This window comes from Paenibacillus zanthoxyli JH29 (assembly GCF_000520715.1).
GTDB lineage: Bacteria > Bacillota > Bacilli > Paenibacillales > Paenibacillaceae > Paenibacillus_AQ > Paenibacillus_AQ zanthoxyli.
Map to the genome: position 1 here is coordinate 22,495 of NZ_ASSD01000261.1, position 12,833 is coordinate 35,327.

General features: G+C 50.7%; 13 protein-coding genes. All 13 read left to right on the forward strand.

Annotated features, from left to right (window positions below):
• The 13 genes from yfmH (at window position 1) to rny (ending at window position 12,797) form a co-directional block, all read left to right on the forward strand.
• Window positions 1-1,281, forward strand: coding sequence for an EF-P 5-aminopentanol modification-associated protein YfmH (gene yfmH / locus L691_RS0109705; protein ID WP_025690263.1), 1,281 nt, complete (start codon window positions 1-3; stop codon window positions 1,279-1,281).
• Window positions 1,281-2,048 (forward strand): elongation factor P 5-aminopentanone reductase, encoded by a 768-nt coding sequence (ymfI, locus tag L691_RS0109710; protein ID WP_025690264.1) that lies wholly within the window; start codon window positions 1,281-1,283, stop codon window positions 2,046-2,048. Before yfmH ends, ymfI begins: the two co-directional genes overlap by 1 nt.
• Before the next feature lie 130 nt (window positions 2,049-2,178).
• A complete protein-coding gene (locus L691_RS0109715) occupies window positions 2,179-2,442 on the forward strand; it encodes a DUF3243 domain-containing protein (RefSeq protein WP_025690266.1) in 264 nt (87 codons plus the stop codon).
• Between the two features lie 182 nt (window positions 2,443-2,624).
• Window positions 2,625-3,392: a DUF3388 domain-containing protein gene (locus L691_RS0109720; RefSeq protein ID WP_025690267.1), complete on the forward strand. Its 768-nt coding sequence runs from the start codon at window positions 2,625-2,627 to the stop codon at window positions 3,390-3,392.
• 30 nt (window positions 3,393-3,422) lie between these two features.
• Window positions 3,423-4,430, forward strand: a complete 1,008-nt coding sequence (locus L691_RS0109725) for a helix-turn-helix domain-containing protein (RefSeq protein ID WP_025690269.1) — start codon at window positions 3,423-3,425, stop codon at window positions 4,428-4,430.
• 85 nt (window positions 4,431-4,515) lie between these two features.
• A complete protein-coding gene (locus tag L691_RS32655; protein ID WP_169744915.1) occupies window positions 4,516-4,677 on the forward strand; it encodes a hypothetical protein in 162 nt (53 codons plus the stop codon).
• A gap of 171 nt (window positions 4,678-4,848) precedes the next feature.
• Window positions 4,849-5,340, forward strand: coding sequence for a YajQ family cyclic di-GMP-binding protein (locus L691_RS0109735; protein ID WP_025690270.1), 492 nt, complete (start codon window positions 4,849-4,851; stop codon window positions 5,338-5,340).
• 136 nt (window positions 5,341-5,476) lie between these two features.
• Window positions 5,477-6,808, forward strand: coding sequence for a 30S ribosomal protein S12 methylthiotransferase RimO (rimO, locus tag L691_RS0109740; protein WP_025690271.1), 1,332 nt, complete (start codon window positions 5,477-5,479; stop codon window positions 6,806-6,808).
• Window positions 6,805-7,392 (forward strand): CDP-diacylglycerol--glycerol-3-phosphate 3-phosphatidyltransferase, encoded by a 588-nt coding sequence (gene pgsA, locus L691_RS0109745; RefSeq protein WP_025690272.1) that lies wholly within the window; start codon window positions 6,805-6,807, stop codon window positions 7,390-7,392. Before rimO ends, pgsA begins: the two co-directional genes overlap by 4 nt.
• Window positions 7,393-7,502: 110 nt before the next feature.
• Complete coding sequence (locus L691_RS0109750) at window positions 7,503-8,792, forward strand: competence/damage-inducible protein A (RefSeq protein ID WP_025690274.1); 1,290 nt, start codon at window positions 7,503-7,505, stop codon at window positions 8,790-8,792.
• Window positions 8,793-9,024: 232 nt separating this feature from the next.
• Window positions 9,025-10,086, forward strand: a complete 1,062-nt coding sequence (recA, locus tag L691_RS0109760; protein WP_025690277.1) for a recombinase RecA — start codon at window positions 9,025-9,027, stop codon at window positions 10,084-10,086.
• A 132-nt stretch (window positions 10,087-10,218) separates the two neighbouring features.
• Entirely contained in the window at window positions 10,219-10,947 is a 729-nt protein-coding gene (locus L691_RS0109765) for a regulatory protein RecX (protein ID WP_036736395.1), read from the forward strand.
• 308 nt (window positions 10,948-11,255) lie between these two features.
• Window positions 11,256-12,797 carry a ribonuclease Y gene (gene rny, locus L691_RS0109770; RefSeq protein ID WP_025690280.1) on the forward strand — a complete coding sequence of 514 codons (1,542 nt, stop codon included), beginning with the start codon at window positions 11,256-11,258 and terminating at the stop codon, window positions 12,795-12,797.
• Window positions 12,798-12,833 lie beyond the last annotated feature (36 nt).

The following is a 12,833-nucleotide window of genomic DNA, read 5'->3' on the forward strand; positions in this document are numbered from 1 at the left end:
GTGGAACAGATCCATTATGACAGGCTTCAGGAAACGCTGTACTACGAAGTTTTAGATAACGGGCTGAGTGTATACGTTCTTCCGAAGCCGGGTTTCAGAAAAACATACGCCACGTTTGCGACCAAATACGGTTCGGTGGATAATCACTTCCGTGTGGCCGGAGGCGAGGAAACATCGGTGCCGGATGGCATCGCCCACTTTTTGGAGCATAAAATGTTCGAGGAGCCGGAGGGCGACATTTTCGCCACTTTTGCATCAAACGGAGCGTCGGCCAATGCTTTTACGAGCTTTGAGCAGACGGTTTACCTGTTCTCCGCCACAGAAAAAATAGAGACGAATATCGAAACATTGATCGATTTTGTGCAGCGTCCCTATTTTACAGACCAGAATGTGGAGAAGGAAAAGGGCATCATCGGCCAGGAAATCAACATGTATGCCGACAATCCGGATTGGCGCGTCTATTTCGGGCTGATCGAAGCAATGTATCAGAAAAATCCGGTACGGATCGATATCGCCGGCACAGTGGAATCCATCTCGTCAATTACCAAAGAAACACTCTATACCTGCTACAATGCTTTTTACCATCCGAGCAACATGCTGCTCTTTATCGTCGGCGGCGTAGATCCGGAGGCTGTCTTTAAGCTGGTGCGCGACAATCAAAGCCGGAAAGCTTACGAACGGCAGGGCGAGATCGAACGGATTTTTGAACGGGAGCCGGAACAAGTTGGCCAGAAGCGGCTGGAGAACAAGCTGGCAGTGTCCATGCCTAAATGTCTGTTCGGTTTCAAGGAAAAAGAGACCGGGCTGACAGGCAAAGCCGCGGTGCGGCGCGATTTGACGACCAAGCTGATGCTTGACCTTCTGCTTGGCAGCAGTACCGTTCTGTACCAGAAGCTGTACGACGAAGAGCTCATTTCCGACAGCTTCGGACATGAATTCAACAGCTCGCCGCAGTACGCCTTCTCCGCGATCGGCGGCGATACGAAGGACCCCGATCTGCTGCTCAAACGGATCAGGGAAGAGATTCACGCTGTTCTTAGGGCGGGCTTCTCTGAACGCGATTTTATCCGGGCGCGCAACAAGAAAATCGGCGGACATTTGCGCATGCTGAACTCTCCGGAGAGCATTGCCCATGAATTTACACGTTATCAGTTCCGCGGAGGTGACTTCTTCGGTGTCGTTCCGGAATACGAATCGATAACACTGGATGAAGTGAATGAACGGCTGCGCGAGCACATCGATTGGGATCAGCTTGCCGTATCCGTGGTGGTGAACCCGTAGTGAATATTGTGGGAGCGAGCGGCAAGCCGCTCGGAGAAACGACGGTGCTTATTACCGGCGGCAGCGGAGGGATTGGCGGCGCCATTGCCGAGCGCTTTGCCTCGGCACGGATGAATATTGTGATTCACTATATGAATTCCCATGAGGCGGCCAATGAGGTGGCGCGGCGCTGTATGAATGCCGGTTCACAGGTCATGACCGTGGCCGCCGATTTAAGAGACCGAAGCCAGCTCCAGCGCATGGCTGAACGGATTACGGCCACCGGTTTGCAGCCGGACATATTGGTCAACAATGCCGGCAGAGCCCATTACGGCATGCTTGCCGATCTTACCGAAGAGGAATGGGACGATTGTTTGGCCGTCAATCTGAAAGGGACCTTTCTTTGCAGCCAGATTTTTATGCCCTATATGGTTTCGCAGCGGTATGGGCGGATTATCAACGTCTCTTCCGTATGGGGAATTTCGGGCGCGTCTTGCGAAGTTGCCTATTCTGCGAGCAAGGGCGGCGTCAACGCCTTTACTAAGGCACTGGCCAAGGAATTGGCCCCTTCAGGCGTAACGGTGAACGCGGTGGCTCCGGGCGCGGTGCGCACGGCGATGCTGGAAAATTTATTGGAGGACGAGGTTCGCATGCTTGAGGAAGAAATTCCCGCAGGCAGACTTGCCTCTCCGGAAGAAGTCGCTTCGCTTGTGTATTTTTTGGCTCTGCCGGAATCGGGATATATCAACGGACAAATTATTAGCCCAAATGGGGGCTGGGTTACCTGACGTTGGGAAAAGACCTAAGCATAACAGGTTTTCTTCGAGGGCATATTACTACTGTTGCTTTTAAATCTTAAGCGCAAATGGCCTGCTGCCTAAGGGTAAGCAAGGTCATCACCACGAAGGAGGATTTAATATGTCAACAGAATCAACCGTAATCAGGAACTATGATACCTGGAAGAAATTTTTGGGTGAGCGGGTTGTGCAGGCTGAGAAAGTCGGCATGAGTGAGGATACCATTGCCAAGCTCGCTTTTGAAATCGGGGAATTCCTCGACAAGAAGGTAGACCCGCAAAACGCCTCCAACCGGGCGATCAAAGAGCTGTGGGACGTAGGCGATGAAAGCCAGCGGCATACAATTGCCTCCCTCATGGTCAAGCTGGCGAAGCAGAACGCATAGCCCGGCGGAACAAGCTCCCCCTCGAGGGAGCTTTTCTGCAATTGTCAGACCATTCGACCTTGCCTTTCAATTTCATTTTATATATCATTAACATGACCCGTGAACCTGTGGTGTGTCGCTTCTTGGCGTTTTGTAGCGAATCAAGGCTCGGGAAAGGGAATTTACATTACGAGGTGTACAAGTTGGAATACAAAGAATGGTACATGGAATACAAGATACATAAGAATAGACCCGGTTTGCTCGGCGATATCGCTTCGATGCTCGGTATGATGGAGGTCAATATACTGACCATCAACGGAGTGGAGGATAAGACGAGGGGTATGCTGCTTGAAACGAATGATGATGAGAAGATCCGGCTGATGGGCGAAATGCTCAAAAAGGTTGAAAATATAACGGTAACTGCCCTGCGTTCACCGCGCTTGGTTGACAAACTGGCCGTACGGCACGGAAGATATATTGACCGGGATTCGGATGACCGGAAGACATTCCGGTTTACCCGGGATGAGCTGGGCCTGCTGGTTGATTTTCTCGGAGAGCTGTTCAAACGTGACGGGAATCAGGTCATTGGCCTTCGGGGAATGCCGCGGGTAGGTAAGACGGAATCGATTATCGCCGGCAGCGTGTGCGCAATGAAGCGCTGGACCTTCGTTTCCTCGACGATGCTCCGGCAGACCGTCCGCAGCCAGCTTGCCGAGGATGAGATGAATCCGAACAATATTTTTATTATCGACGGGATTGTCAGCACGATTCGCTCCAATGAGAAGCATTATAATCTGCTAAAAGATATCATGGCTATGCCAAGTACAAAGGTTATTGAGCACCCGGACATTTTTGTCCGCGAATCAGAATACACATATGACGATTTTGACATTCTGGTCGAGCTGCGCAATAATCCTGGTGAAGAAATCCTTTACGATACAATCACATCCAGCTACAGCGACGATTTATAAATAGAGCGAACATGAGGAGGAGGCAAAGGAATGTCGGAACTGGGCCGGCAATTGAAGGAGGCTCGTTTGCAAAAGGGAATGAGTCTTGACGATGTGCAGGAAGTAACGAAAATTCGCAAGAAATATTTGGAAGCCATTGAGACGGGAGATTATAAGGTGCTTCCCGGCAGTTTTTACGTGCGGGCTTTTATCAAGACCTATGCGGAGGCGGTTGGGGTTAATCCCGATGAGCTTATACAAGAGCCCGGAAGTGTTCCTGTGCCCAAAGAGGAGCCTTCCACTATGGAAACGGTGCTCCAAAAGCGCAGCCGAAGACCCGAGACCGAGCGGAATGCCAAATGGCTTCCGACACTCTTAATGTGGATTTTTCCGGTATTGATCATAGCGGTCATTTATATGTATGCTTCGAACTGGGGCAAATCGGATAACCAGCAGACCGACGCTAATCCGATTACTACGAGCACACAGAATCCTACGGCGGCACCATCAGCCGGATCTGCTTCCGCAGAAGCTGGGGCACCGACGCCTTCCGCTTCGTCAGGAGCTGAGGTTGGAGCAGGAAGCGAAGCTACGGCTTCGCCGTCCCCATCTCCTTCGCCGTCGCTGTCCCCTTCACCTTCACCGGCTGCGGGAGGCGGCACGGTCGTTCAGGACCGGAAATCAGGCAAGACAACCGTCTTTAAGGTGACAGGTGCCAATCCGCAGGTTGTCATTACAGCGACAGGCGAAAGTTGGCTGGAGGTATATAAGGGCGAAAATTCCAGAGGAGAGAAGCTTTCTTTTGGAAAAACGACTGCGGGAGATACTTTGACCTTTACTCTGGATAGCGAAGGCATGTATATTAAGTCCGGCTACTCCCCCGCTACGCAGATCACCGTGAACGGGCAGGTCGTAACGGACGGAAAGTCTACCTCACGTATTTTGCTCAAGCTCGATAACGGCGCGGGATCAACGAATGCAACCGGAACGCCGGCGAACAGTACGGATGGGCAAACGACTGACAGCGGTGCAACCGCTGAGAGCGGCACCGCCCAATAAGCTAATCGATACGCATAGACTCTGCTGCTATGGAGAACCTAAGAAATGGTTAACAGTTCATCCATCAAAGCGAGGTGTACTATCGATGACGGTCAGCTGGATTGTAATCGCCCTGGGCATAATTGTCAGCCTGCTTGGTTACTATTTAACACCCGGAGCCTGGGGTTACGGAATCCTGGGTTTCGGTCTTGCGCATATCGTGCTGGGAATCTTGGATATGTTTAGAAGTCCGATTCGAAGCAGATAACAGGCATGCCACAGGACGCCTCCAGCAAAAGGGAAACTGCCCTTTTTAAGGAGGCGTTTTTTTGAAATATAAGGATTGTATGTTTGGGCTGAATACTACTCATAGTTAGACTTGGCCTTGTCTTTTTCATATAATAGTAGCTGAAATAATGCACATAAAGGACGTGGAAATATGGCTTCGGAAAGTTCATTCGATATTGTATCCAAAATGGATATTCAGGAATTGACCAATGCGATTCATCAGACGGAAAAAGAGATTCAAAACCGCTTCGATTTCAAGGGAAGCAAGAGCAGCCTTAAGCTGGAAAAGGACGCGCTGATCATTGTATCGGACGACGAGTATAAGCTGAATGCTGTCATTGATATTTTGCAGTCGAAGATGGTTAAGAGAGGCATCACGCTCAAGAATCTTGACTTCGGCAAAATCGAGCCAGCCTCCTTGGGGACGGTTCGCCAGCGGCTCGGACTTAAACAGGGGATCGATCAGGATAACGCCAAGAAGATCAATGTGCTGATCCGCGATTCTAAGCTGAAGGTTAAGAGCCAGATTCAGGGTGATCAGATTCGTGTCACCGGCAAGAGCAGAGACGATCTTCAGCAAATTATTCAGCTTCTTAATAAAGCTGATTTGCCTCTGGATCTGCAGTACACTAACCTGAAATAATGATTCCGTGCCCCGCAGCGCCGCCCACAAAGCGAAGATCTGCGGGGTGCTTTGTGTTTTTGACAGCCGAATTCCGGCTATATTATACTTGCTTAAGAAATGTGGATACGTGCTTTTTACTATTGGAGGATGACTGATGACAGAGAAGATTAACATTGTTACACTCGGCTGCGAAAAAAATTTGGTAGATTCGGAGATTATGTCCGGTCTGGTTCATGAACGCGGATATTCGCTTGTGGACCGTAAGGAAGAAGCTACCGTCATTATTGTAAATACGTGCGGATTTATCGATGAAGCCAAAGAGCAATCCGTCAATACGATTCTTGAGCTTGCGGAATTGAAGGAGAGCGGTAATCTCAAGGCGCTGATCGTATCGGGCTGCTTAACCCAGCGCTACAAGGCGGAACTGATGGAGGAAATGCCCGAAATTGACGGAATTGTCGGAACGGGAGATTTTCACAACATCGTTCAGATTGTGGATGAAGCCGTGAGAGGAAGCAGGCCGGTATGGGTTGGCAATCCGGTCTTTAATTATGAGGAGGCGCTGCCCCGCAAGGTATCGACGCCGCGTTATACTACCTATGTCAAAATTGCGGAAGGCTGCGACAACAATTGTACGTTTTGCAGCATCCCCATTATGCGCGGAGCGTTCCGCAGCCGCTCCATAGAGTCGATTCTGGCCGAGGTCAGAACACTCGCGGCGCAAGGGGTGAAGGAGATCAGCCTAATCGCCCAGGACTCCACGAATTACGGAACCGATCTGTACGAGGAATTCAAGCTGCCCGAGCTGCTGAACCGCGTGAGCGAAGTAGAAGGGATCGAATGGGTCAGATTGCATTATGCCTATCCCGGATTTTTCACCGAAGAGCTGATTCAGACGATGGCGAATAATCCGAAGATCTGCAAATACGTGGATATGCCGCTTCAGCATAGTGAAGACTCGATTCTCAAACGCATGCGCAGACCCGGCCGCCAGCGGGATATCCGTGAACTGATCGCTCGGATTCGGGAGATGATTCCCGGCGTGTCGCTGCGCACTTCGCTCATTGTCGGTTTCCCCGGCGAGACTGAAGAGGATTTTCAGCGCTTGTGTGAGTTTGTAAGCGAAGTCGGTTTTGATCGGCTGGGGGTATTTACTTATTCCAATGAAGAGGGAACTCCGGCTTCGCGCCTGCCGGACCAGGTGCCGGATGAAGTGAAGGAATGGCGCGCCAACACGCTGATGGAGCTTCAGCGCAAGGTTACCCAGGATCGAGGCAGCCGGTTTGTGGGCCAAGTTCTGGATGTGCTGGTGGAACGCTACGACGGCCGCAGCGATGTCTATATCGGCCGCTCGCAGTATGACGCGCCGGAGATTGACGGAGAAGTATTTGTTAAGGGCAGTAACATTGGCATCGGGGAGATTACGAAGGTCCGCATAACCCATGCTTTCGAATATGATTTGTCAGGGGAGGAAGTGCTTCAGTGAATTTGCCTAACCGCATAACCATTGCCCGAATATGTCTGATTCCGATCATGATGTTCTTCCTGCTGGTCGATTTCAGCTTCTACCCGAATCCGCTACATTGGGGTTCTTTTCAGCTCTCGTTCAACCATCTCATCGCCGCAGTTATTTTCTTGCTGGCGGCAAGCACGGATGGCATCGACGGCTACATTGCCCGCAAGTATAATATGGTAACCAATCTTGGCAAGCTGCTCGATCCCTTGGCCGATAAGCTGCTCGTGTCAGCGGTGCTGATTTCGCTGGTCGAGCTGGGCAGATGCGATTCCTGGATTGCCATCGTCATTATCAGCCGTGAATTTGCCGTTACCGGTCTGCGTCAAGTGGCGCTGCTGGATGGCAAAGTTGTTGCGGCCAGCAGATGGGGCAAAATTAAGACGGTCGTGCAGATTATTGCGATTTCCTTGCTGCTGCTTAATAATTTTCCGTTTCAGTTCGTCGGCATCCCTTTTGACAGTATTACCATTTGGGCGGCCGCTTTGATTACGATTTACTCGGGAATCGATTATTTCGTGAAAAATAAGGAGCTGCTTCAACTGAATAACACTTAATATCCAACCGGCTTGCCGTGATCCGCAGCGGGGCAGTAGACAAAGGACCTATTGCCCCGTTTCTATCCGTGTAGCGGCTGGCGATCAATCACCCTGGGAGGAATGATGATATGAAAGCAGAGATTATTGCAGTCGGTACGGAACTGCTGCTCGGCCAAATCGTGAACAGCAACGCCCAGTTTCTGTCCGTCGAGCTTGCCGCTCTTGGCATTGACGTCTATTTTCAGACTGTGGTAGGCGACAACAGCGTCCGGCTGCAGGAGGCTATTGAAATCGCGAAGGGACGCGCCGATCTCATATTATTTACAGGAGGGATCGGACCGACGGAGGACGATCTGACCAAGGACGCTTTGGCGGCTTCGCTGGGCCGTGGGCTGCACATCGATCAGATGGCGATGGAGCATGTGGACCGGTTCTTCAAAGGCCGGGGCGTGCCAATGACCGAGAATAACCGCCGGCAGGCGCTTGTGATCGACGATTCGACGCCTCTTCCCAATGAGACGGGACTGGCTGTGGGCCTTGCAATCCGTCATGAGGGCAACTATTTTATCGTTCTTCCCGGACCGCCGAGGGAGATGAAGCCGATGTTCACAAAGCAAGCCAAGCCTTGGCTTCAGCAGCATGCGCTGACGGATGAGATGCCTCTTTATTCCAAAATGCTTAAATTTGCCGGCATCGGGGAATCTCTGCTTGAAGACAAGCTGATTAATCTCATTCATGGCCAAAACGATCCGACGATCGCTCCTTATGCCAAAGAAGGCGAGGTAACGGTGCGCATTTCCACCAAGGCGCCTACTCGCAGCGAAGCGATGGAGAAGCTGGATGCGCTGGAGGAAGAAATAAGAGCTATTCTTCCTGAGAATTTATACGCCTCTACCGATGTTCCGATGGAAAAGGCAATCGTAGATTGGATGACGAATGAAGGACTTACCGTGAGCTGCGCCGAGAGCTGTACAGGCGGATTGCTGATGGAGAGCATTACGAGCATTCCCGGCAGCTCATCCATGTTTATGGGAGGCATTGTTTGCTATTCCAACGAAATGAAGCAGAAGCTGCTGAACGTGCCTAAGAATTACTTGGAAGGACCGGATGCTTTCGGCGCGGTCAGCCGCGAAGTAGCTGAGGTTCTGGCGGAGCAGGTCAGAATTACCGCCGGTACGGATTATGGTCTGTCGATTACCGGTGTGGCGGGTCCGGGCTCCTCAGAGCGCAAGCCTGTCGGTCTCGTTTATATCGGCATCGCCGAGAAAAACGGCAAGACAGAAGTATTCGAGCTTAGGCTGTCAGGCAACCGCGACAATATCCGTATTCGCTCCGTCAAGGCCATTCTGTATCGGCTGTGGCGCAGACTGGCGGAACGCAAGGCGGATACGCCGTTTCTAGGTTCAGGCTTGAAATGATCAGCTCTTCTCTTATATAATGGAAGCATACGGAAGAACCGTGGCATTGATTTCTTTGCTGCGGTTTTTATTTTTTTTTGAATTTACAATAAAAGGAATATGCGGACTGGAGGTTGAAAAAAACGAATGTATGTTCGAAAAAATGCTTGGCAAACACTTCAAAACAAGATACAATACTAATACAAGGTTTACCTTTCTGATATTATATAACAGTGAAAAGGATGTGATCTGATTGTCAGATCGTCGTGCAGCGCTTGAAATGGCGCTTCGTCAAATAGAGAAACAATTCGGTAAAGGTTCCGTTATGAAACTGGGAGAATCGACTCACATGCAAGTTGAGGTCGTACCCAGCGGATCGTTGGCTTTAGATATTGCCCTGGGGATTGGCGGACTTCCCAAAGGCCGCATTATAGAAGTATATGGACCGGAATCCTCCGGTAAGACAACGGTTGCCCTGCATGCGATTGCGGAGGTTCAGAAGGTCGGAGGACAAGCCGCCTTTATTGATGCGGAGCATGCGCTGGATCCGAGCTATGCAAGCAAACTGGGCGTTAATATTGACGAACTGCTGCTGTCCCAGCCGGACACCGGCGAGCAGGCGCTGGAGATTGCGGAAGCGCTTGTCCGCAGCGGCGCGGTAGATATCATTGTGGTAGACTCCGTGGCGGCGCTGGTTCCGAAGGCTGAAATCGAAGGCGAGATGGGAGATTCCCATGTCGGCTTGCAAGCACGGCTGATGTCCCAGGCCCTGCGTAAGCTGTCCGGCTCCATTAACAAATCGAAGACGATCGCTATCTTTATCAACCAGCTTCGCGAGAAGATCGGCGTTATGTTCGGTAATCCCGAGACGACTCCCGGCGGCCGCGCATTGAAATTCTACTCTACGGTTCGCCTTGATGTGCGCCGCGTAGAGAGTATTAAGATGGGCAATGATATCGTGGGTAACCGCACGCGAATCAAGGTTGTAAAGAACAAGGTGGCACCTCCGTTCAAACAGGCGGATATCGATATTATGTACGGTGAAGGCATTTCCAGAGAAGGAAGTCTCGTCGATATTGGCACGGAAATGGATATCGTCAACAAGAGCGGCGCATGGTACTCCTATGAAGGTGAACGGCTGGGTCAAGGCCGCGAGAATGCGAAGCAGTTCCTGAAGGAACATCAGGATTTGGCGCTTGTCATTGAGAATAAGATTCGTGAAGCGAGCAATCTTTCTACAATCGTCGCCGCTCCAACGGAAGCGGAGATCGAAGCAGAGAAGCAGGAAGAACAGGCACTGCTCGAAATCGAATAATCTATTGAAAGTGAGGCGCCCTTTATAACCGTATAGGGCGTCTTTTTTATATGGAAAAGGAAGTATATGGGGATGATACTCCCTTCGCTGCATCAGTGCGTTTATATGAGTAGAAGGGAGGATGGCACACACATGACAATACAGCTTGATTATGAAGACGAGCAGCCGGAGGAAGATGTGCTCTCCCAGTTCCCGGATGATGAGCCGCTGACGATAACCAGGGTGGAACGCGGGCGAAAATCCGATCACCGCTATATTATTCATTTCGGGATATTCAGCCTGAGCGTCCATGAGGATATTATGATCAAGTACCGGATGATTTCCGGAAATGCGTTCACAAAGGAAGACCTTCAGCAGATCGTATTGGCCGATGAGCGGCAGCGGGCATACATTGAAGGCTTGCGTTATTTGGAACGAAAGCCGCGGACGGGGATGGAGATGGCAAGACGTTTGCGGCAGAAGGAAATCGGGGAAGCTATAATTGCTGAAGTGCTGGAACGGCTGCGGCGTGAACGATTGATTGACGATACCCAGTATGCGAAGCAGTGGGCGGAGCAGCGGATAACCGGGCATCGCAAGGGTCGATTATGGGTTCGCCACGAATTACGAGGCAAAGGCATTGATAAGTCGGTCATTACCGAGGCGCTGGATGGAATCAGCGCTGAGCAGGAGCGGCAGAGCGCGCTTGAGCTGGGCCGCAAGAAGTGGAATTCAATCAAGGGCGAGGCCGCCGATAAGAGAAGGAAGACAGGCGCTTTTTTGATGAGACGCGGATTTTCGGGCGAAATTGTCCGAAGTGTCCTTCATTCACTATGGCAGGACATGGACGGAGCAGAGGATGACTTCTGCGAGTTTGACTGACTCCCTTGACTTTGCGCTCGGGAATGGCTCTCTTGACAATGTCTTTTTATAAATAATAAAATATAACATGAATCGGCATAAAATAAGAATCCTTTTTCCTTCCCAAAAAGGCCCTCTTTTTCTAAACGATTCGCGTATCAACTCATATGAAATGTAATCGCCGGATGCGGCGGGCAGTGTGCATGTGAATCATGTGCAGTTCGGCAATCGGTGAATTTACCGTTTTTTTGTATGGTGATGAACGGATAGTTTGACAACTGCACAATCCCAAGGAATGCCTTGGAGGAACCAACGAGGAGGTGAAACAGATGGACATCTGGATCTGGGTCATCATCGTTCTCGTTGTAGCGACATTATTCTTTGGGTTCGGTTATTTTATTCGGAAATCCCTTGCAGAAGCTAAGATTTCCAGCGCGGAACAGGCCGCTGCCGTAATCGTGGAGAACGCGAAGAAGGAAGCGGAGGCGCTGAAGAAGGAAACGGTATTGGAAGCCAAGGACGAAGTCCACAGAATCCGTACCGAGGCTGAGAAGGAAACTCGTGAGCGTCGGAATGAAATCCAACGTCAGGAAAGACGGTTGCTGCAAAAGGAAGAATCGCTGGATAAAAAAATGGAATCGCTTGAACGAAAAGAAGAACAAGTGGCTAACAAAGAGAAACGAATTGACGAAACCCAGCAGCAAATCGATGTAATTTACAAAAATCAGGTTGCTGAATTGGAGCGTATCTCCAATTTGAGCATGGAAGACGCCAGAAGTATTATTCTTTCCAATGTGGAACAGGAAGTTCGGCATGAAACCGCACAGATGATCAAGGATATTGAACAGCAGGCGAAGGAAGAAGCGGACAAGAAATCCCGCGAGATCATTACTCTAGCCATTCAACGCTGTGCCGCCGATCATGTGGCGGAAACAACGGTATCCGTCGTTACACTTCCGAATGAGGAAATGAAGGGACGGATAATCGGGCGCGAAGGCCGGAATATCCGGGCTCTCGAGACCCTCACCGGGATTGACCTCATCATCGACGACACGCCAGAAGCGGTTATTTTATCGGGATTTGATCCGATTCGCCGGGAAGTAGCCCGTACGGCACTGGAGAAGCTGGTGGCAGACGGACGTATTCATCCGGCGCGTATCGAAGAAATGGTCGAGAAATCACGTAAGGAAGTGGATGAACGGATTCGGGAATATGGTGAGCAAGCTACCTTCGAGGTTGGTGTTCATGGTCTGCATCCGGATTTGATCAAAATTCTCGGTCGACTGAAATTCCGTACAAGCTATGGTCAGAACGTATTGAAGCACTCTATGGAGGTTGCTTATTTGACCGGGCTGATGGCCGGTGAGCTTGGGGAAGACATCGTGCTAGCCAAACGCGCGGGGCTGCTTCATGATATCGGCAAAGCGCTGGATCATGAGGTGGAAGGCTCACACGTCGAGATTGGCGTGGAGCTTGCTAAGAAATATAAAGAACATCCTGTTGTCATTAATAGCATTGCTTCCCATCACGGGGACGCAGAAGCGACTTCGGTTATCGCTATGCTGGTTGGTGCGGCTGACGCATTGTCGGCGGCAAGACCGGGAGCGCGCCGGGAAACGCTGGAAACGTATATCAAGCGTCTGGAGAAGCTGGAGGAGATTTCCGAATCTTTCGAAGGCGTCGAGAAGTCATATGCGATTCAAGCCGGCCGAGAGGTCCGCGTAATGGTGCAGCCTGACAAGATCGACGATGCCGAAGCTTTCCGTCTGGCGCGCGATATTACAAAGACGATTGAAAATGAACTGGACTACCCGGGTCATATCAAGGTCACTGTTATTCGTGAGACACGGGCGGTTGAGTACGCTAAATAGGCATAATCAGAAAAGTGGCGCCTTTAAGGCGCCACT